At 65.1% G+C, this 21,388-nt stretch carries 16 protein-coding genes; 9 read left to right on the top strand and 7 right to left on the bottom strand.

The features are described from left to right. Window positions 1-13: 13 nt before the first annotated feature. Window positions 14-2,119 (bottom strand): hypothetical protein, encoded by a 2,106-nt coding sequence (locus tag G5C50_RS07070; protein ID WP_165066991.1) that lies wholly within the window; start codon window positions 2,117-2,119, stop codon window positions 14-16. 220 nt (window positions 2,120-2,339) lie between these two features. Here G5C50_RS07070 and G5C50_RS07075 point away from each other — a divergent pair, with 220 nt between their 5' ends. From G5C50_RS07075 to G5C50_RS07090, 4 genes are all read left to right on the top strand, one after another. Continuing rightward, a complete protein-coding gene (locus G5C50_RS07075; RefSeq protein WP_165066994.1) occupies window positions 2,340-2,936 on the top strand; it encodes a biliverdin-producing heme oxygenase in 597 nt (198 codons plus the stop codon). 182 nt (window positions 2,937-3,118) lie between these two features. After that, on the top strand, window positions 3,119-5,251 hold the full coding sequence (glgP, locus tag G5C50_RS07080; protein WP_165066997.1) for an alpha-glucan family phosphorylase: 2,133 nt from the start codon (window positions 3,119-3,121) through the stop codon (window positions 5,249-5,251). A gap of 106 nt (window positions 5,252-5,357) precedes the next feature. Beyond that, window positions 5,358-7,097 (top strand): serine/threonine-protein kinase, encoded by a 1,740-nt coding sequence (locus tag G5C50_RS07085; protein WP_165067000.1) that lies wholly within the window; start codon window positions 5,358-5,360, stop codon window positions 7,095-7,097. A gap of 157 nt (window positions 7,098-7,254) precedes the next feature. Further along, window positions 7,255-7,545 (top strand): type II toxin-antitoxin system prevent-host-death family antitoxin, encoded by a 291-nt coding sequence (locus G5C50_RS07090; protein WP_240906995.1) that lies wholly within the window; start codon window positions 7,255-7,257, stop codon window positions 7,543-7,545. A gap of 525 nt (window positions 7,546-8,070) precedes the next feature. Here G5C50_RS07090 and G5C50_RS07095 read toward each other — a convergent pair. The 4 genes from G5C50_RS07095 to G5C50_RS07110 form a co-directional block, all read right to left on the bottom strand. Further along, complete coding sequence (locus G5C50_RS07095; RefSeq protein WP_240906996.1) at window positions 8,071-9,342, bottom strand: dipeptidase; 1,272 nt, start codon at window positions 9,340-9,342, stop codon at window positions 8,071-8,073. Between the two features lie 815 nt (window positions 9,343-10,157). Further along, complete coding sequence (locus tag G5C50_RS07100) at window positions 10,158-10,511, bottom strand: hypothetical protein (RefSeq protein WP_165067003.1); 354 nt, start codon at window positions 10,509-10,511, stop codon at window positions 10,158-10,160. A 9-nt stretch (window positions 10,512-10,520) separates the two neighbouring features. Continuing rightward, the gene (locus G5C50_RS07105; protein ID WP_240906997.1) at window positions 10,521-11,978 is read right to left on the bottom strand and encodes a DCC1-like thiol-disulfide oxidoreductase family protein; all 1,458 of its coding nucleotides are present in this window, start codon (window positions 11,976-11,978) and stop codon (window positions 10,521-10,523) included. Next, the gene (locus G5C50_RS07110; protein ID WP_165067009.1) at window positions 11,963-12,652 is read right to left on the bottom strand and encodes a hypothetical protein; all 690 of its coding nucleotides are present in this window, start codon (window positions 12,650-12,652) and stop codon (window positions 11,963-11,965) included. Before G5C50_RS07110 ends, G5C50_RS07105 begins: the two co-directional genes overlap by 16 nt. Before the next feature lie 338 nt (window positions 12,653-12,990). Between G5C50_RS07110 and G5C50_RS07115 the strand changes: the two genes are divergently transcribed. Beyond that, window positions 12,991-13,740, top strand: coding sequence for a hypothetical protein (locus G5C50_RS07115; RefSeq protein WP_165067012.1), 750 nt, complete (start codon window positions 12,991-12,993; stop codon window positions 13,738-13,740). Between the two features lie 87 nt (window positions 13,741-13,827). Here the strand turns inward: G5C50_RS07115 and G5C50_RS07120 are convergent, their stop codons facing one another. After that, window positions 13,828-15,564: an HAD family hydrolase gene (locus G5C50_RS07120; RefSeq protein ID WP_165067015.1), complete on the bottom strand. Its 1,737-nt coding sequence runs from the start codon at window positions 15,562-15,564 to the stop codon at window positions 13,828-13,830. A gap of 442 nt (window positions 15,565-16,006) precedes the next feature. On the opposite strand from G5C50_RS07120, the gene G5C50_RS07125 reads away from it, so the two are divergent. Together G5C50_RS07125 and G5C50_RS32905 are read left to right on the top strand one after the other, a co-directional pair. Next, window positions 16,007-16,921, top strand: a complete 915-nt coding sequence (locus G5C50_RS07125; protein WP_165067019.1) for a hypothetical protein — start codon at window positions 16,007-16,009, stop codon at window positions 16,919-16,921. A gap of 400 nt (window positions 16,922-17,321) precedes the next feature. Further along, complete coding sequence (locus G5C50_RS32905; protein WP_255487479.1) at window positions 17,322-17,456, top strand: hypothetical protein; 135 nt, start codon at window positions 17,322-17,324, stop codon at window positions 17,454-17,456. A 118-nt stretch (window positions 17,457-17,574) separates the two neighbouring features. Here the strand turns inward: G5C50_RS32905 and G5C50_RS07135 are convergent, their stop codons facing one another. Then, entirely contained in the window at window positions 17,575-18,681 is a 1,107-nt protein-coding gene (locus G5C50_RS07135) for a DUF1559 family PulG-like putative transporter (RefSeq protein WP_165067025.1), read from the bottom strand. A 517-nt stretch (window positions 18,682-19,198) separates the two neighbouring features. Between G5C50_RS07135 and G5C50_RS32535 the strand changes: the two genes are divergently transcribed. Together G5C50_RS32535 and ilvB are read left to right on the top strand one after the other, a co-directional pair. Then, a complete protein-coding gene (locus G5C50_RS32535) occupies window positions 19,199-19,378 on the top strand; it encodes a hypothetical protein (protein ID WP_240906998.1) in 180 nt (59 codons plus the stop codon). Window positions 19,379-19,584: 206 nt separating this feature from the next. Continuing rightward, a complete protein-coding gene (ilvB, locus tag G5C50_RS07145) occupies window positions 19,585-21,354 on the top strand; it encodes a biosynthetic-type acetolactate synthase large subunit (protein ID WP_240906999.1) in 1,770 nt (589 codons plus the stop codon). Window positions 21,355-21,388 lie beyond the last annotated feature (34 nt).

Here is a 21,388-nt window from a genome sequence, read left to right on the forward strand (position 1 = left end):
GCGATTCGCTCGCTCAGGGTCGCTTGGCCGTCGATCGCCGCTGATACGCCTGAGAGTGGACGGCGCGGGCGGCGGCGACGAGTTCGGGATAGGCCAGGTCGGCGACGTTCAGGAATCCAATGTTGTAGTTTTCTCCATCATAGGATCGGCCGGTGATCGGCTCGTCGATGAACTGGAACCAGTGACAGCCGACGAACGACGGGTGGTCGAGCACGCTCTGAACGTAGGTCGCGTAGGCCGCCGCTCGTTCCTCCTGGGAGCCGGTCGGCACCAGTCCGGTGTGGAACATACCGCGGTCGAGGGCTCCGAAATGGAACTCGCCGATGATCGCCGGCTTGTCGATCTTCTCCAGGAACGACCACTCGGCCGGGTCGACGGACTTCTTGTAGATGTTGAAGCTGACGACGTCGCAAATCTCGCCGGCGGCCTCGATCGCCTCGGGCGTCTTCCAGGCGAAGCGGCAGCCCATGTAGAGGTGGTTCGGGTCGGCCTTCTTCAACTCGTCGCGGATCGTCTTGAAGTAGGCGCGGGCGAACTCCTTGACGAAGCCGCGAAGGTCGTCGTGGAACGCCTTCGTCCACGAGGAAGGCTCGCCCTGGGGCTTCCACGAGGCGTCGAGCGCGAACCAATCCTTGAAGTCGGTCTTCCAGGCAGAGTTCAGGCGGGCGACCTCGCCGTACTGCTTCTTGAGACGGTCGACCAGGGCCCGCTTGGCGGGAGATGAGACGGCGGATCCGTCGAGCGTTCCGAGCGCCAGGCCGACGCGGCCGCGATCGCCCGCTCCTCCCCAGCTCAGCTCGTTGTCGACGAAGTAGCCAAGGCACCAGGGATCGCCCTTGGTCGAGGTGGTTCCCTCGGCCACGCTACGGCGGACGGCCTCGGCGAACTTCGGGTCGAAGGGGTCTTTCATCTTGCCCCAGTAGTCGTCGCCGCTGGAGATCGTGGCCATGTCGCCGTAGACGCCGAGCGTCGCGACATAAGGCATCCGCTGCTTCCGGGCGAGGCGCACGTCCGACCAGTTGCCGATCGTGTTGAACCCCCACGAGGAAAGCCGCTTGAGCGAGGCGTCGGCCCAGGGCTCGAACGTCTCAGTGCCGTAGAGACGGACGAGGTTCGCCTGGTAGAAGCTGAAGGTCTCCCCCTTCTTGACCGGCCCGGAGTGGACGTTGGTGACCCGACCGAAACCTCGAGCCAGCGGCTCGCCCGTCTTCGGCAGCCAGGTGAAGAGGTTCTCGCGGCCGGTGACGATCGTCGCCACGTCGTTCATTCGGACGCAGTCCGCTCCCATTGAGAAGAAGAGCGAACCTTCAGGGTCGACGAGCCACCAACGGCCGTCGCGTTTGGCGGCGTGGAAGAATCCGGTCGCCTTCTCCTTCGGCCCGGACCGCCAACCGCCGTACTGGTTGCGATCCGCCGGCGCGGGGTGGGCGGCGACGTCGGCGAGGTCGGCCTTGTGCAGGGTCTTCAACTCGGACTCGGAGTGGACCTTGCCGGGCCAATCGGCCTCGGTGTACTGGCCGAAGGCGTCGACGATCCCGGTGATCGACGCGGCCGGTGCGAACTCGGCCGAGCGGATCTCCAGCGTCCGCGGAGTCTTCGGGGCGTGAAGGAAGACCTGGACGGCGACGACGTGGCCGAGGTTCAGCGACTCGTCGCCGTGGAGGGCGAGGACCTGCTCCCCCTTTCGGCCGGGGAGCCCGCGCATGCCCAGCGACATCGGCCCCTCTTTACCCAGCTCGATCGCGAAGACGCCGGCTTCGCCTCCCCTGAGTCGTCCCTGGGCGGTCCGGCAGTGGTGAATGCCGTCGGCCTTCGGGTCGTCGTCGATGCGGACGCCGAATTCGACCTCCTCGGCCCCCGGATTCTTGAGGTCGAGGACCAGCCGGCCCGCTCCCGTCCAGGAAAAGGGCGCATCTCCGGCGTCGATTCGCGCGTTGGGCCATTCCGCGGTCTGAAACGTAATTCGGACGCCCCGAGGCGTGCCGGCGAGCGGCTCAACCGTCGCGCGGTTCCCCTTGAACGAGCGAAGACTCAGGTCAGGCTTGGCGGCGGCGAGGACGATGGTCGGCGTAAGAGCCATCAGGGCGAGAGGGACGATCCCGAACAGGCGAGGGTTCATGACGTCTTCCCGAATCTGGGCGAGGAGGGCCGGGTCGACGACCCGGGACGCCGCGGGGGACGAGAAGGCCCGTGCGCGGCGTCCCACCGATTATACCGGTTGGAGAACCGCGAAACCTGGGTCCGGTCCCCTCCCTGAGGTGGTGTCCTCTCAGCCTCCCGTGGATATGATGATAGAGTCGATGGTCGCCCTGGGACGGAGCCGAAAGAAGAGAATTCGCATGATGATGTCTCGGCTGAAGGAGGCGACGCGTCTCCATCACGAAGCCGTCGAGACCCGGTTGGGCTCGTACCGGCTGACGCGCTCGCTCGACGGCTACAAACGCGTCCTTCGGCGGTTTCTGGGCTTCCATCGCCCCGTGGAGGACGCGCTCGTCAAGATCCCCGGCTGGCCGGCCGTCGGGATCAACCCCGACGAACGGCGCAAGGCTCATCTGCTGGAGGCCGACCTGCGGACTCTCGGAGTCTCCGAGTCGGAACTCGCCGCTCAGCCCAACTGTCCGTTCCCGCCGCCGCTGACCAGCCTTCCGGAAGCCCTCGGCGTCATGTACGTCCTGGAGGGTTCGACGCTCGGCGGTCAATACATGCGAAAGCTCGTGCGCGAGACGCTGGGCCTGACGCCGGAGTCCGGCTGCGCCTACTTCGCCAGCTACGGCGAGAGCGTCGGCCCCATGTGGAAGGCGTTCGGCGCCGCGGTCGACGCCTTCGCGACGACCGACGAAATCCGCGCGACGATCGAGCGGTCGGCCGTCGCGACTTTCGAGGCCGTCGACGGTTGGTTCGCCGAAGGCCTCGCCTCGGACCGGTCTGCGTCCTAGGTTTATGACGTCGTCATCCCCTGTTGGGGCTTGAGCAGAGAACCTCGACGACGGCATACTGTTTTTCTCGCGGCCCGGCGAAACGACGATGCGGGCGGCCAACAAATCGTCGCGCCGCGCGATCAACGGGGACGCGCCGGCCGGCTTCCGAGGTTCCTCTCCATAATTCCTTTGGAGAATGCATGGTCGGCCAAACGAACCTCCTCGACAAACTCAAGGAACTCGCCCGCAACCTCTGGTGGTGTTGGCAGGCCAACGCCATCGACCTGTTCCGCGAGTTGGACCCGATCCTGTGGCGCGAGGTCGACCACAACCCGGTCGAGTTCCTCCAGCGGCTACCGGCCGATCAGCTTGAGAAGCGGGCCGCCGAGATGGCCTTGGACTCCCGGATCGACTCGGCGTTCCGACGTCTCTCCGAATACCTCAAGGACGCCGACTCCTGGGGGTCGATCCACGCGACGATCCTCCGGGCCCGGCCGGTGGCCTATTTCTCAGCGGAATTCGGCCTGCACGAGAGCCTGCCGATCTACTCCGGCGGTCTGGGCGTCCTGGCCGGCGACCACCTCAAGAGCGCCAGCGATCTGGGCATCCCGCTGATCGGGGTGGGCCTGCTGTACAACCAGGGCTACTTCCGCCAGTCGCTCGACGCCAACGGCTGGCAGCAGGAAAGCTATCTGAACACGGACGTGGAGAAGCTCCCGATCGAGCCGGCCGTCGCCGCCGACGGGTCCCCCCTGCGCGTGGCCGTGGAAACCACCAACGGCACGCTCCACGCCAAGGTGTGGCGGGTCGAGGTCGGCCGGACGACCCTGCTGCTGCTGGACGCGAACGTCCCCGAGAACAACGAGTCCGACCGCCAGCTCACCGCCCGACTCTACGGCGGCGACGCCCGGACCCGCATCCGGCAGGAGCTGCTGCTGGGCGTCGGCGGCGTGCGGGCGATCCGAGCCTTCGGGATTCGGCCGTCGGTCCTCCACCTCAACGAAGGGCATAGCGCGTTCGCCGTGCTGGAGAAGATCCGCGAGTTGATGGAGGAGACTGGCCTCCCCTTCGGCGAGGTCCTCCGCGACGTCGCCCAGATGACGGTCTTCACCACCCACACCCCCGTCGCCGCCGGCCACGACCGCTTCCCTCCTCAACTCGTCGAGGAGCACCTGGGCCGCATTCGCGAGGCGCTCAACCTCTCGTACGACGACTTCATGGGGCTGGGCCGGGTCTACCCCCACGACCTCAACGAGCTCTTCACGATGACCGTGCTGGCCCTGAAGCTCTCGCGTTACGCCAACGGCGTCAGCGCGTTGCACGGGGTCGTCTCGCGCCGGATGTGGCACCCGCTCTACGCAAACCTCCCCGAAGAGAACGTCCCGATCGGCCACATCACGAACGGCGTCCACGTTCAGACGTGGATCGCCCCCCAGGTGGCGCGGCTGTTCAACCGCCATCTCGGGATCGATTGGGCCAAGCGCCAGCGCTACGCCGAGACGTGGACGGCCATCGACAAGGTCGACGACGGCGAGCTGAATGAAACGCAGCAGATCCTCAAGGCCCGGCTGATCCACTTCGTCCGCAGCCGCCTGGCCGCCCAGGCCAAGAAGCGCGGCGAACCGGATGCGACGGTCGAGCGGTTCGCCAACGTCCTGGACCAGAACACGCTGACGATCGGCTTCGCCCGCCGGTTCGCGACCTACAAGCGGGCCGGCCTGGTGCTCCAGGACATCGACCGGATGGTCGACATCATCCGGAACGCCGAGAAGCCCATCCAGTTCGTCTTCGCGGGCAAGGCCCACCCTGAGGACCGGATGGGCAAGGAGCTGATCCAGTACATCGTCAAGAACGCCTGGGACAGTCGGTTCCGCAACAACATCGTGTTCGTGGAAGACTACGACATGAACGTCGCCCGCCACCTGGTTCAGGGGGTCGACGTCTGGCTGAACAATCCTCGACGGCCGCAGGAGGCCAGCGGCACCTCGGGTGAGAAGGCCGTGCTCAACGGCGCCTTGAACTTCTCGATCCTCGACGGCTGGTGGGCCGAGGCTTACGACGGCGCCAACGGCTTCGCGATCGGACACGGCACGACCCACGCGTCGATCCAGGTCCAGGACGAGCGCGACCACGCCTCGCTCCTCGAAGTGTTGACCACCAAGGTCGTCCCCACCTTCTACGACCGCGACGCCGAGGGCCTGCCTCGGAAGTGGCTGGCGATGCAGAAGCACGCCTTCCGCACGCTGGCCTGGAAGTTCAACGCCGACCGCATGGTCATGGACTACGTCAAGCGGAGCTACCTGCCGGCGGCCGGCGGCGTCGCCTGCCTGTGATCCCATCCCAGGGCGCGGCGGCCGGGTCCTTCCCGGCCGCCGACAGCCCACGGCACCCTTCACTTGAACCCAAGCCGCCGCGCGTCGGCGAGGGTGGATCGCCCCCATGAGCAGCAGCCAGGGCTTTATCGGCGAACAGCTCGGCTCGTTTCGACTCGAACAGGTCCTGGGCTCCGGCGCGATGGGCGTCGTCTACAAGGCGACGCACGAGACCACCGGCCGGCCGGCGGCGGTGAAGGTCATCCAGGGCGAGGTGGCTTCCAACACCAAGATGCTTGAGCGGTTCAACCGCGAAGCCGAGATCGTCAAGCAATTCCGCCACCCCAACATCGTCCGCTGGCTGGCCACCGGCAAGTTTCGCGGCACCTACTACTTCGCCATGGAGTACGTCGAGGGCGTCACCCTCGACCGGCTTCTCCAGGAGCGCGGAGACCTCCCCTGGCGCGTCGTCGTCGACCTGGGGATCCAGATCTGCGACGCCCTTCAGTACGCCCATCAGCAGGGGATCGTCCACCGCGACCTCAAGCCGTCGAACCTGATGGTGACGAAGGAAGGTCGGATCAAGCTGACCGACTTCGGGATCGCCAAGGACCTCGACCGCACGGCGTTGACGCTTCCCGGCCGGACCCTGGGAACCGCCGCCTACATGGCGCCGGAGCAGATCCGGGGCACTCCGGCCGTCAGCCACAAGACCGACCTCTACGCTCTGGGGGCCCTGCTCTACCAGATGCTCGTCGGCCAGCCCCCCTTCTCCGGGGCGACGGCCATGATGCTGATGCACTGCCATCTCAACGAGACGCCCCCCCGCCCCAGCGCCAAGGTCCAGGAGATCCCCAAGGCTCTCGACAACGTCGTCGTCTCGCTCATGGCCAAGGCCCCGGCCGACCGCCCCTGGGACGCCGAGGCCGTCGCCGTGATCCTCCGCGACCTGCGCGACAAGGACGAGAAAAAGGAGAAGGTGGCGATGGTCTGGCCCGAGCCTGGCTCGGCCGCCGCCAACCCGACCCGCGCTGGGATGGAAGTTCAGACGAGCCGGCCCAACGCCAAGACCGGCGGCAAGAAGAAGACGAAGTCGTCGACCCTCGCGGCCATCGGCAACGAAGGAGCCGGCTTCTTCACCCCTGAGCGACTTCAAATCGGCGGCCCGATTCTGGGCATGCTCGTCATCGCCGGAATCATCGCCTACGGTGTCTGGCCCCCCAGCGCCGAGTATCTCTACAAGCACGCCGAGCCGCTCATGGCGTCGTCCCGACGATCCGACTGGATCACGGCCCTCTCCGAATACGTCGATCCGCTCGACTCCCGCTTCCCCAACCACCCCTACCGCGAGCAGACCAAGGCCTGGAGAGACAAGATCATCATCGACGAGGCCGAAGGCCGCGCCCGGATGCTCGCCAGCGCGACCGCCACGCCGTTTTCTCAGCCGCAAACTAACGGCGAGCGCCAGTTCGCCGCTTTCAACGCCCTGGCCTCCAAGTCCGAGGCCGGCGGCGACGAGGTCTCGGCGGAACGCTTCTGGCGCGAGATGGCGGGAGTTCTCTCGCCGGACGATCCCGATGACCGCAAGTGGAGCCTCCTGGCGGCGAAGCGAGCCGACGAACTGGCCGCGAAAATCAAGACGCGTCGCGAGTACGTCGAAAGCATGCTCCGTCGCGCCGTCGCGGCGCTCCAGGCCGGCCGCCCCACCGAGGCGATCCAGATTCAGGCCATGCTTCGCGAGCAGTACGGCCGATTCACCGACCTGGGCGATCTCTTCACTCCCCAGCCGCAGGAGACCGAGCCGCCGGCCGCGCCCGATACCCCTGCGCCGGCACCGGCCGAAGCCGCGGCCCCGAAGTCCGAATAACCGTCCTCGCCAGAACATGCGGCCCCGGATTGACGATCCAACGTCCAATCCGATACGCTACATACACCTATCATTTGGCAGCCGGTGCGGCTCCCGTCCGTTAGTCCGTCCCGGCTTTGAAACCTTCGCTCGATATGGGCCGTCCGAGGCCCCGAGGATGATGATGCCTCCGTCTCCGTCCCGCGTTCGATTCATTGGCAGCCGCGAGCTCCACCGCGATCTTCCGAAAGTCCTGGAAAGCCTTGAAACTCCTGAGAACCGCTATGTCTTGACCGTCCACAGCAAGCCCAAGGCCGTCCTCATCGGCGCCGAAGCCTTCCTCAGCCTCCTCCGCGGCGCGACCCCCGAAGACCGCCTGCTGGCCCTCCAGCTCGGCGCTCTCGTCCAGGGTCTCGAAGCCGCCGAGTCGACCGCCGAGGAGCCCGAAGACGATCTGGTCGGCGTCTGATCGAGATTCGTTCGCCAAGCCGTGGCGGCCCACTCCTGCCGCGGTCGCCGCAGGTTGCCGGATTTTTTGATAAGCACGGTCTTCCCCCCTCGCGGGGGAAGACAGACCCCGAAGGGGCAATACTGTTCGGCACGACTTGCATATAAGCCATCGGAGGCGATTGCCTCCCTTCTCCCCTGGTGGGAGAAGGTGCCCCGTAGGGGCGGATGAGGGGGGTCATAACCGGCGGCGGACGCTGGGATCCCCCTCATCCGGCCTTCGGCCACCTTCTCCCACCAGGGGAGAAGGGAGGTTTCCATCGCTTCTTCTGAAGCTCAATTCCCGTGCCGAACAGTATTGCCGAAGGGGTCAGTTGAGGGGGCGACCGGCTTCGAACGCGCATCCCTATTGGTCGGCTTCGAGGCCGCGCCGATCCCCCCTCATCCGGCCGCTTCGCGGCCACCTTCCCCCGCGAGGGGGGAAGGCCGTTGAGACCAGGACTGTCGAGCGCAGGCGACTTTCACGCGTCGCTCGTCTCGTGTCTCATCAATCGTCCTCATCCTTCCGGACGTGCTTGATGTCGTCCACCTGCGGCGGCGTCTTCTCGGCTTGCAGCCGCTTCGCCACGACCTCGGCCTCGCGCAGGACGCGAAGGGCGTTGCCGCCCAGGATCTTGTGGACGTCGGCTTCGGAATATCCCCGGCGGAGGAGTTCCTCGGTGATCCTCGGGTAGTCCGACACGTCCTCCAGGCCGACGGGCCAGGAGTCGATCCCGTCGAAGTCCGAGCCGATCCCGACGTGGTCGATTCCCGCCACCTTCACGATGTGGTCGATGTGATCGACGACGGTGGAGACGGTGCCTCGGATCGCCTTGGCGTCGTTCTTGTACCAGTCGGCAAGGGCCTTGTCGCGCTCGGCCTTGTCGGGGTGGGCCTTGCGGATCGCGGCCTTCGCTTCGCGGGACTTCTTGCCCGACTCGGGGACCAGGAAGCCCGAGTAGAAGTTGACCATCACGACGCCCCCGTTCGACTTCAGGCGGGCGAGGATGTCGTCGGGCACGTTCCGGGGGACCGGACAGAGCGCGAAGGCGCTGGAGTGGCTGGCGATGACCGGGGCCTTGGCGACCCGCAGAACGTCGTCCATGGTCTCGGCCGAAACGTGCGAGATGTCGACCAGCATCCCCAGCCGGTTCATCTCGGCGACGATCCGCTCGCCGAACGGAGTCAGGCCTCCGTGTTTGTGCTCGTCGCTGGCGGCGTCGGCCCAGGCCAGGGTCTTGTTGTGGGTCAGCGTCATGTATCGCGCGCCGAGCGCGTGGAAGGCCCGCAACTCGGCGAAGCTGTCGTCGATCGCCACGCCCCCCTCGATCCCGATCAGGCTGGCGATCTTCCCCGCCTTAACGGCCTTTTCCACGTCGTCGGCCGTCAGGGCGAGTTGGAGGTCGTTCGGGTACTTCTCGACAAGCCGGTTCACGAAGTCGATCTGCTCGACCACGGTCTTCGTGGGGTTGGCATGCTCACTGGGGATGTAGACCGACCAGAACTGGGCCTTGAGGCCCCCCTTTCGGAGCCGGGGGACGTCCGTCTGACCGGGTTCGACGTGGCCGGCGAAGTCGAACTTCTTCATCCCCAGGTCGTTCTGGGCGCGCATCAACCAGGGATAGTCGTTGTGGCCGTCGAACAGCATGCCGGCGGCATGCACGGCGCGGGCCCGTTCGGAGACCGGAGGCAGGTCGTCGGCCTGCGCCTTCGCGGATCCCGCAAAAACCATGGCCATCGCAGCGCACGTCCAGGCCCCCGCCACTCTCGCTTCCATCATCGTCAAAAGTCTCCTGCGTAACTCTCCGGCCGTCGACAGTCCCTTATTGTCGTTCGACGCCTCCTCCGGGGACAACCTCCCGCCGTCCCCCGCGAGTCGGAAAGCGAATTCGCCCCAGAACATGATCCGAAATGGCCGGCCGAGTCCATATTGCAGATAGAGGCCGCGACGCCTCGGCTCTTCCTCAATCCGCTAGTCCGTAGCGAACGCCGAACGCTGAGCTTCGACGGCGAAGTTCATCATTCTGGCCAAACGAACCCACCAAGTTGACCGGCCGCAAATCGTTCCAAGATAGGACTTTCGGCGTGATTCAAGGCACCCTCGCCTGGGGCGAACGAAGCCATTCCAAAGCCAATCGCGAAGCGCATGCGGCCAGCGGCGATACCACGAAACCAGAGCAGAGACACACATCTGGGTGCCATGGTCACGCTTGCGTGGCCATGAACCGGCATCGGCTACAGCGTGATGGTCGCCGCTCTCATGGCCACGCAAGCGTGACCATGGCACCCGAGTTCACCCTCAACCCAGAAACGAGTTCCGGCGAGGCTGGGGATGTCCCAAGAGGACAGTCCGAATGCCATCCGATTCCCGAAAACGGCTTTGCTCAAGACCCCGACGCGTTGAGTACCGTTGCAAAAGCCGCCGAACGAAGCCGCCCGAAAATCGCACCTCAAACGCCTACAAGATCATGACTTGCGTGGCCAAACCAACCCCAAGGAGGCGACAAACGAAGCCATTGGCCAGTCGGACGGGCTGGCGTTCGGCGGAGAGGAGTCGAGCGGGCGATTCCGAGATCGACTCGGAACCGATCGAGGTCACTTCTTCGGATCGTCGACGATGAAAACGGGGAGCGTCCCAGCGTCGACGAGGAACTTGGGAGCCTCGTCGGGAAGCCGGCGGGCCTCGTAGGAAATGATCCCGCGGCGCGAGGCGCAGGCCAGGCAGACGCGTTCATCGTCCTGATGGAGGTAAAGCTCACCGTCCAGCAGGCGGTGGTAGTAGTCCTGGCCGGGGGTCATCGTATGGCAGAAGACGCGATCGCTGCCGCGCTTGATGGTGACCCGCCAGCCGGGCTCATGGACGTACATCCGCACGCCCGGCTGAAGCTCGGGGCCCGGTTCGGTTGGGGCGTCGTCAAAGTCCCTGTCCCTGGAGGTATAGATTCCCATGGATGCACCTCAGCGAGGTTGAGCATGGTCTCGGGCGCGCCCGGCAGCCGTTGGAGTATTGCGGCTGGAAGTCGAGGAGGTCGACGTCGAGGGGGGCGTGAGCCCGCAGACTTCGTCCGTGCAAACCACGTCACGCGGTCGAGAGGCCGCAATTCGATTGTAGACGATCCGCCCGAGATTGACGACTCCCGGCAATCCCCCCAGCAAAGCAGGCAACCGGAACAGCGGCAGCCAGGACGCGATCTTCAGGACCGCGTCGTACCCGGCCGCCACCTTCCCCGACTGCGAAACCACGTGCATCGACTTCATGCACTCCTCGCGCCGGAGCGACGGGTGGATCGTCGAAACGTCGACGGCTGTCAGGTCGATCGGCTCGACGACGTGGTCGGGGTCGGCCGCCGTGACCAGAGCCATCGAGGCGCGGCACCTCGGGCAGGCTCCGTCAAAGAGGACGCGGATCGCGGGTTGCTCTTCTACGCGGCCCGTCGCCAGGCTGCGGAGCCAGGTCCCCGAGACGAACGCCAAGTTCGCCGCGATCATCCCCAGACCGAACTCCGTCAGACCGGGGCTCACCACGGCGATCCCCAGGTGCAGGAGCACGGCGCCGAGAACCACCAGCGGCCGGGTCGCCCGGAACCAGACCAGCACCGGGTAGGAGATCTCCAGCGCGAGGCTGCCGTGGGTCATCGCATTGAGGACGACCGGCCAGGCGGCGAGCCGAGTGAAGTCGAGCGAGACGAACTCGCCGGCCGTCATCGTCCCCCAGAGCGCCATCCCGGTCCACCACGAAGGCCCCTGGAGCTTTGCCAGCCCGGCCATGCCGTAGATGAACGCCAGGTGGAGTTGGATCAGCCGCAGGCCGAGGTTCGCCGACACCGTCGGCCGAGGCTTGCCCGGCTCGACCGGCGAGACGACCCGCGCCCCCTGAGGCCGGACGACGGCCGCGCGGCTGCGGGCCTCTCGCCAACGCTTGAGGAAGCGGTCGAGCGACACCGCCTGACCGCTCGCGCCGGTGGCCGCGACGTACAGGGCGAGGGTCGACAGGATCTGGTCGAAACCGAAGACCGCCACCGGCGACCGCCGCACCGTCGAGACGATCACGATCCACGCCAGGACCGACGCCGTCCGACTGAACAGGCCCACCGTCATCAAGCCGAACACTCCCAGCGCGGCGAGCCAGACGAGCCGGAGCATCGCGTCGGGGACGTAGAACCAGATCGACCAGGCGAACGGCGGCAGGCTCCGATAGGCGTCCGTCGCATTCGTCCAGCCCTTCGAGCCCAGGTAAGCGTCGAGGTCCAGACCGATGACGAAAAGGCTCCAGAACGCGAGCAGTCCCACGGCGATCCGGATCAGGCCCAGGGGGGTCGGATCGGCGGGGAGGAAGAAGAACCGAGACCAGCCCCGGGCGAAGCCCGCGACCAGGCCGGACAGATAGTCCGCCGCATCGGTCAGAAGCCGTCGCACGGGAAGTCTCCGATCCATCGGGGAGAGGTGAACATCGACTCGGCGAACAGGTCGAACCGCTCGCGGCCGCCGGTCTCCTCCAGGAACTCCAGGACGCGTCCGGGGTCGGGAATCAAGTGCTGCTGAATCCGCAACGTCACGCTGCTCGTCCCCGGGTGCGTCAGGCAGAGTCGCCGGGCGTACGAGCGAGCCAACCAGAGGTCATGCTCATGAGCGTCGGCCCCTTCCTCGTGCATCGCAGCTCGGCTGCCGGCGAACAGGGCGTTCGCCAGAGCGAGCTGCCGCTGTCTCCGCATCGGCGGGCCAGAGACGTAACGCTCGGGGATCCGGATCGTCTCGTCCGATCCATCAGCCCGGCGCAAGGTCGCCACGACCACCGGCGTCGGCGGCGGCTCCGCGTAGTAGCGGTAGGCGTAACCCTGGTCGAACAGTCCATGATGCCAGGTGAAGAGGTCCGCGAACCAGCGCTGAAGCACCGACGACGGCGGAACCCCCAACGCCCCCCCCGCAACGGCCGCGATATGCACGGCCAGGACGACCGTCGCCAGCCTTCGCGCCCAGGCAGGCCAGGGCGAGGCCTCCGCGACCGGCTCCGGAGGCGCAACCTCGATTTCTCGGACCTCGACGGCCTCTTCCGTGTCCGGTCCCCTGCGGCTCCCTGCCTTCCTCGCCACCCGACGCCCCCTTTCGACGACGGCTCGATGCGGTCTACGCCTCGCGATGCTCCCTCATCATAGCCTACCGCCGCTGAGAGGCCTTCGTCGGATTCTCGATCCAAACCCACCCGTCATCCTCGCGCCAGGCCGCGCAAGCCCTAAGGACATTTTATCCAGTTATCCTGTGTTTCCTAATCGTCCAACTTTTTGTTGTGTGGTCGGCAATCAGACACTAGAATTTGGACTGCCTGGACAGAGATTAGCAATCAAGGCGACTCAGCGGGCTGCGGGACGTGCGCGGATCACCTCTTCGAATCGTCTCGCCCACTTTTTGATTACGCAACGGGAGCAATGACATGCATGGGACGGTCGTGATGCTGATGGCCCTCAGCGGCCTGGGCTGTCACTACAAGCACGCGGACGTGGCTTTTGTCCCGTCGTGCTACAGCAGCTCGGACAGCTGCTACAGCAGCAGCTGCTACAGCGGCGGCTGCTACAGCAGCTGCTATGCGTCGATCCAGTCGACGTACTACGGCAGCACCTCTTACTACAACGGCTGCTACTCGTCGGCCGACTACATCGGCGGCTGCTACAGCGAGAGCTGCTACTCCGACCCCTGGCCGAGCTGCTACAGCGAGAAGAAGGGCTGCTGCTTCCTCAAGAAGCTGTTCGGCGGGCACGGCGGCGGCGGGCTCTTCAAGAAGCACCACAAGTCGTATGACTCGTGCTACAGCAGCTGCTACTCCTCGATGTACGAGTCCTGCTACAGCGGCTGCTACTCGTCGGTCTACGAGCCCCCGGTCTTCGGCTCGGCGATGCCGATCTACGAGACCCCCTACGCGACCTCGCAGGCTCCTGCGAAGTCGTCCTACGTGGCCCCCGCGGCCAGCGAGGCTGTGAAGCCAGCCACGGTTCCCGACGCCCCGGCCGCCGCTCCCGCGGCTCCGGCTCCCGCCGCGGTTCCTGACGCCCCGGCCCCGGCGACCCCGGCCGACGCGCCGGTCGTCACCCCTCCGCCGCCGCCGACCCCGGCCTCGGCCGTTCAGGACGCGGTCAACTCGGTCGCGCCGGCGGGTGTCACCCCGGCCCCCACGATCAAGCCCTGATCTCGGACCTCGCGAGAATGAGCAAGCGACGCCCGCCGGCGGCCCTCCCGCCCGGCGGGCGTCGCCGCTTTCGAACGGATGGCGGGCTCAGGCGGAGGTCACTCGCTCGGCGGGAAGCGTGTAACGCTCCTCGATCGCCTGCTTGATCTGCTCACGACTCTCCTGAGCGGAGAGCCCGGCGGTGGCGGCGATCCGCTCGGCCGCTTCGCCCAGGTCGTCGTCCTTGATCCCCTCGTGGAACCAACGGGCGTAATCCCCCTGCTGGAGGTGGTGCTCCCAGGTGGCGTCGTCAACGCCCTCGGCAAGCTGAAGGAAGGCCACCAGGTTCTGAGCCCGGAGGTTCAGCTTGTCTTCGGGCCCCTTGAAATAGAAGCTGCGATCCGGCCCCAGGTTCCCCTCGGCGTACTTGCGGCTGTGCCTCCGTCGCTGGACCTTCGGCGGCGTGGTCTTCACGCGCAACGGCGGACGATCGTCGTTACGGAACCAGGCCAGGGTCTCGCCTCGCTCCAACTTGACGGCTTCCAGGCCGGGTGGTTCGGAGACGCCGACGGTCTCGCAGAAGAGGCGGATCGTCTTCTCCGGATGCTCGCCGATCGCCAGCAGTACGTCGACCGCCTCAAGAAGAGCCGGCGCGATGCTGTCGGGGTGGACGGTGATGTAGAGCATTCCCCGCAGCTCCTTCGGGATGACCAAGGGCGCGGGCTGCCAGGCGGCGGGCATCAGGTGATGGACCTCGTCCACCACGATCCAGTGCGGCCTCCCCGTGTGCGCTCGAAGATCCTGGAGCCGAGGCAACAGTTGATCCGAGAAGCCGGGGCGATCCTTCAGATCGATCCCCAGCATGTTCACGGAGGCGTCCGGCATTTCCGGCCGGGAGAGCAGCTCCTCGACTTCCTCCACGGTCGGCGGGTTATGGGGGTCGCCGAGTTTCATCGTCAGTTCAAGCTCGTCGTAGTCCCCCTCGGGATCGACGATCACGAACTGGTAGCGAGCCTCGCTCAGGCGTTCGAGCAGGCCGGTCGTGAGGGTGGACTTCCCGCCCCCCGACGTGCCGGCGACCAGCACGTTCAGGCCGTATGGGTTGATCCGAACCTCGCGGCCTTCATCGTCCTCGCCGAGCAGGATCTCGTGACGGGAGAGCTTGGGTTGCAACCCGACGAGATCGTCGTCGAGCAGTTGCTGGATCAGTTGCGTCACGCCAGGACCGTGATCGGCGGGCGTCGTCCAGTCAGCCCGCTCCTTCACGGTGTCGAGGGCGTTCGAGACCGCCACGGCGCACTCGCAGGAGGCGAGGAAGGCGTGATCGTTCTCCGCATCCCCCACGGCGACGACGTTGTGGGCGGAAAGCCGCAGGTCGCGCAGGGCAGCCTCCAGGCCGGTCGCCTTGTTCACCCCCGAGGGGAGGACCATCACCGCCCCCTTGTTGAAGATGACCTGCAACTCCAGGCCCATCTCACGGACGACGTCGAAGACGACTGTCTCGTGGGGCTCCCAGGTCGCCACGATCACGCGGCCGACCGAGATCGGCCCGACGCCCCGAGCCTTCAAACGCTCGACGAATTCCGTGGGCGCGGCCTCGGCCAGCTTCTCCTCTTCCTTCACGTCGGGGCGATAGAGGAGTGCTCCGTTCTCCGCCACGATCCGGTCGAAGAGCGCAGGGTCCGGAACCAATTCCAGAAGTTCGTCGAGTTCCCGCCCGGTCACCATGATCAGCTTCCGGCCCGATTCCTTGAGCCGGCGGAGAGCGTCCAGGGTCGGTGGATCGATACGTCCGTCGGTGGCGAGGGTGCCGTCATAGTCCGCGGCAAGTACATGGTAGCGCATGGCGGGGCGTCCTCAAAATCGACAGGAGAGCCTCCCGACGCAAAGCAAATAACGCGCCGATGGAGGATCGACAGAGGCCGTGCGAGACAGGCTGCCCGCCATGCAATTAACAATTGTTTTCAAATACATGCCTGTGTATCTGCCGCAATTCCTCTTGAGCGGCACAACCGATCTTCGAAAGATTCCGGCACTTTCGCGTCCACCGCCCGGCGAGCCTTAACGATCTCCCTTCAGACCAGCCACGTATGGCGTATTGGGGCGACCGCGAACGACGGTCGTCATCGAAAACATGGCTCGACTTGATTTCATGGACTAAAAAACACTGAATCGCAAACATGGCCTATTGAAACCAGCCATACCGTTATGATAAGAAATCAGACAATCGGTTATGCGGCCACCGTTCGTGCCGAGGCTTCTTTTTCTCTCTGAGGAGGCTGTGGTCATGACACTTCTTGCGCAACCCAGTACTCGACAGTCTCGCAAACGCCCGATCAGACAGTTCCCGCTCGACTGGAAGAACAGCGAGAGTGGTGGTCGACTTGAGCCACGGCTGCCGACCGTGCCGATCTTCTTCAAAGTGAATAACGGAGCGTTAGAGTTCGCCAGCATTTGGGGCCCCAACCTGGCGCAGACTAATGACGCCAATCCAACGACTGCCTATGTGGCCGGGACAGACCAGCAGTTCTCGTTCTTGGGCCCGGGAGTTAATATCGCGTACGCGGGCCAAGTGCAGGCCAATTTAATCGATGTGCCGAACACCTCGCCTCCGACTTCCCCACCTACGGGCGGGTATGCCGTCGAGACCAATTCGGCGCATCAGATTTCCGCAGTCTTCCCCGGAATGGTTCCCGGAACCCCGGAGTTTATGACCACTACCGCCCTAGGCGGAGCAGCTTACACACTGGCAGACGATCAGGTTCCCGCAACCACGCCCGTGACACTAGTGGAGAACTACGAAGTCGTGTACTTTCCCACGGTTGGCGACACATTCGCCTCGGCGGCGGTCGTCATAATGAACTTCGGCAGCAATCTTACATTTACCCTAAACGGAGATCAAACCGGACTTATTCAAGTCGGAGTCGCCACGGCGCCGGGCTTGTCTCCGCCGTGGGGGACAGCGACCTTCGGAGCTACGACGATCAATTGGTCGATGTCTGCAACGACATTCGTGGCAACTGCTCAGACCGTTTTTCCGACGGGGCTTCCTTCGACGGGAGGGGCTAACCCACCCACCGGTATCGCTTGGAACGCGGCTTACGCATCGATTCTCACCGTCGGATACGGCGGAGGGCCGATTGGAACTGTAACGAACGATCTGGCCGAATTGACCACGCACTACGACGCATCATTCGTATAACCTCGGTTCAGAGGAACGTCGGCGGAATCGTCTCTGTCGTCAGGGCTCTGCCTTCTCAGGCTGCGGGTCGACACCCTGGTTCAGGAAGAGGGCCTCCGGGGTCGGTGGATCGATACGTCCGTCGGTGGCGAGGGCCCCCCTCATAATCAACTGCGCACGCCTCGAAGTGCATTAGATGACGCCCCCTGGGTTGACCAGGGGGTCTGCATCAGACGTCGCAAGCAAATGCGGCGCCGTCTACAGCGCTTGATTGACGAGGCCGATCCGAGCGATTATCTTCGCGCCGTCACCTGTCCGAGGCAGGCGATCCATCATTTCCTCTTCAGAAACAGGGTCGAATATGAACAGGCGATATTTCTTGACGGGCCTCGCCGCTGTCCTGGGCGCGGGGAGTCTTTTTATGACGGGGTGCGGCGGGTCGGTCGGCGACAACCTTCCCCCACCGAAGCCTGCGACGTCGGAGGAAATCGAGAAGAACAACCAGGACATGAAAGACCAGATGAAGGCGATGGGCAAAGGCCCCAAGACCAACTGAGCATCGGTTCCTAAACGCGGAGAGGCCGCCGCCGGAAACCATTCCGGCGGCGGCCTCTTGTGCTTGAACGGGGGTCGGCTCCAGCAGCCTTAACCCGAAGACGCCTCGGGGGAGGACGTCAATACGAGTCTGCGGAGATGACCTCGCCATTGCCTCTGGTGCCGAGGGCGTACCAGGTCTGGACGTTGATCGAGTTCTTGATGAACCGGACCGAGCCGTCGGCCAGGCAGACGTTCACGCCGCCCGAGTGGTTGCTGCGAGGAGTGTGAAACCCGTAGCCGACCCCCGACGATCCCCAGTTGGAGCAGTCGGGAGTCGAGTTGTTGGGTGTGATCATGAAATTGAACGTCGACTGATTGTAGTTGTCCGACGCCCATTGATACCCACCATAGTTCCACGTCTGGAGGGGGTTCGCCTTGGCGAACGCGGAGCAGGCCGGCATCATCGAGCTGACGATGAAGGCTGCGTCCATCTGGGCGATGTAGAACGTGGGCGCGGGCATGTTGGCACCGACATAGATGTCGCTGGGACTGAACTTGGTGTTGCTGCCGTCGCCTCGGTTGCGCTCGGCAAAGGCCACGGTGTTCGATGTGCCGTCGGTAATCCCCGCGATCGTCCCCGCGCCGTAGTTGGTCGAGGCTGCGTAGCATACAGTGGGGATGACCGTGGAATCATTGTCGGGCCGTCCGAAGACGCCGGCACCGCCGGCGCGGGAGTGCCAGTCGTAATTCGTCCCGTTCGACAAATAGTAGTTGTTGCGACCAACGCCGGTGCCGTCGCTGGGGCAGAGCAGCGAGGCGATCGTCGTGCTAACGGCGGTGAACTGGATAATGTCGAAACCGGAGACGCTGGTCGTGTTACCGCCGAACGTAACACCCCACATAAAGTTCATGGAGTTCGCCACCGCCTGCTGCTCGAAATACGGCAGCATCAGGGCGATACCGCTGATTCCCTGGTGCGGTTGAAGTTGTGCCGTGGGAGCGGCAGGGTTGCCAGGACGGCCGCAGACCTGGTTCCACGGGAAGCCGCTGTTGGCCGACTCGTAGTTGTGCAACGCGAGGCCGAGTTGTTTCAGATTGTTGACGCATTGAGCCCGACGAGCGGCCTCGCGGGCCGCCTGGACGGCGGGGAGTAAGAGGGCGATCAGGACCGCGATGATCGCGATCACGACGAGCAACTCGATCAGCGTGAAGCCGATTCGAGCGCGTGGGGAGACGACGCGCATTCGAGACACCTCCGAATTGGACGAGGACGCTGGAGTTGATGAAGGATCTAAACCGGCACGACTCAGAGATCCAACAAGCAGGGACGGGTGGCCGCGTTGGGCCTGATTGACACTTAGACAACATTCCGCGGCGGGGATCAAGGGACGACACCGCAAATACTTCTGAAATCAAGCGACGCGTTGCATTTTTCGGCTCAACCAATTTCGTCCACGCTCGGTTTCAACTGAATTTTTTCACGCCGACGAGAGCGACCCACGAAAAAGTACCGACCTCTGACGTCACGACCGATTTGACCCAAGCCTACTATTAGCTGAATGGAACGCCGAAGGACCGACGAATACTCTCGTTTTGGAGCGTGTGCGGATGTCGAGACGTCCCTTGAATCGTCGTGAGTTGAGGGCGGCGGCGGAGGCCGCCGAGGCGCGAGGCATCCCCCTGGGACCGGATTCGGGATCACGACCCCGAAGCCGATCGGACTCGTCCCCTGCTCGGCCGAAGCCGTCGCCGACCACACGCATGAAGGTCGTCTGGGCAGTCTGCGACGTCGGCGGACGAACGGTCGCCACGTTCGACTACGTCGACAAGGCCGCCGCCGAGGCCCGCGCCGCCGAACTCAAGGCGAAGGGAAAGGGCAACCACTTCGTCCGCTCCGTAAAGGAGCCGTTCAGCTCCCATGGGACCTCCTCGCCCGATTGACGGGACGGGCGCGAACATCTCGGGGAACACGCCCCTCTGGAGAGACGCCCGAATCGGAGGGACGAAACTCCACGCGCGTCGGGTTGTCGCCGCGCCGGGCCGTTGGCTAGAATGACATGTTTCCGGGACCCGCCGGCTCCGAGGCCGAATCGAGACGTCACCGGAACGACGAACGCAAGTCAAGTAAGTACGACGAGGGACGCACTGTGGCCGCCACAGAGAATTGCAAGCTTCCGACCGCAACCAGGCCCACGACCGGGGCAGACGTCCTGGTCGAGTCTCTGGCGAGGCACGGCGTCGACGTCGTATTCGCTTACCCGGGCGGGGCGAGCATGCCCATGCACCAGGCCCTGACCCGCTACCGCGACCGGATCCGGACCATCCTCCCCCGCCACGAACAGGGGGGCGTCTTCGCGGCCGAGGGTTACGCGCGGGCCAGCGGCAAGCCTGGCATCGTGATGGCCACCTCCGGGCCCGGCGCCCTGAACCTGGTCACCGGCCTGGCCGACGCCAAGATGGACTCGATCCCGCTGATCGCCATCACCGGGCAGGTGCCGACCCACGTCATCGGGACCGACGCCTTCCAGGAAACGCCGACCGTCGAAGTCTGTCGCGCCATCTGCAAGCACGCCTACCTCGTGCAGGACGCCCGCGACGTCGCTCGGGTCGTCAAGGAGGCGTTCTATCTGGCGACCACCGGCCGTCCGGGCCCCGTCCTCATCGACATGCCCAAGGACGTCCAGAACACGATCGTCCAGAACCCCGACTACGACGTTGAGATGGATCTCCCCGGCTACCGCCTCCCCCCCCCGCCCTCCCAGGCGAGGATTCGTGAGGTGGTCGAGGCCCTGCGCACGGCCGAGCGGCCCATCATCTACTGCGGCGGCGGCGTCCTGGCCTCCAACGCCGGCGATGAACTCCGCGAGTTCGCCGCCAAGACGGGCATCCCGGTGGCCATGACCGTCCACGGCCTGGGGGCCATGCCCAGCGACCATTACCTCTCGCTGGGCATGCTCGGCATGCACGGCACGGTCTACGCCAATGAGGCCGTCAACGGCGCCGACCTCTTGCTGGCCCTGGGCGTCCGGTTCGACGACCGCGTCACCGGCAAACTGACCGAGTTCGCCAAGCACGGCAAGATCGTCCACGTCGACATCGACGCCTCGGAGATCAACAAGAACAAGTACGCCCACATTCCGATCCACTCCGACGTCAAGTCGTTCCTTCAGGAAGTGACGCCTCTGGTCTCCACCGGCGACTACCGCGCCTGGCACAAGCAGGTCGACGAGTGGCGCGCCAGCGACCCGATGGCCTACGACCAGCGCGACGACGCGATTCTGCCCCAGTACGTCCTCGACGAGTTCTCCAAGATCACGGAGGGCGAGTTCATCATGTCGACGGGCGTCGGCCAGCATCAGATGTGGGCCGCGCAGTGGACGAAGTTCAAGCGGCTGCGGTCGTGGATCACGTCCGGCGGCCTGGGCTCGATGGGTTACGGCCTCCCCGCCGCCATGGGCGCGCAGGCGGCCTTCCCCGACGCCCTGGTGGTCGACATCGACGGCGACGGCAGCTTCGTGATGAACATCCAGGAGCTGGCGACGGTCTTCTGCGAGAACCTGCCGATCAAGATGATCGTCCTGAACAACCAGCACCTGGGGATGGTCGTCCAGTGGGAAGACCGCTTCCACCAGGGGAACCGCGCCCACACCTACCTGGGCCCCGTCGACCACCCCGAGGCGGTCGGCAAGGGGGACGGCGAACTGCCGGCCGTCACCTATCCGGATTTCGTGACGATGGCCAAGGGCTTCGGCATCGCCGCCCGCCAGATCCGCAAGAAGTCGGACGTCGCCGACGCCCTCAAGGAGATGATCGCCCATAAGGGCCCCTACGTCCTTGACGTCCTGGTCCCCTACCAGGAGCACGTCCTCCCCATGATCCCCGCCGGCGGCACGGTGCGGGACATCATCAAGAGCTGACCCGACCATCGATCGACGAACGGAACTTCACGAC

This window comes from Paludisphaera rhizosphaerae (genome assembly GCF_011065895.1).
GTDB lineage: Bacteria > Planctomycetota > Planctomycetia > Isosphaerales > Isosphaeraceae > Paludisphaera > Paludisphaera rhizosphaerae.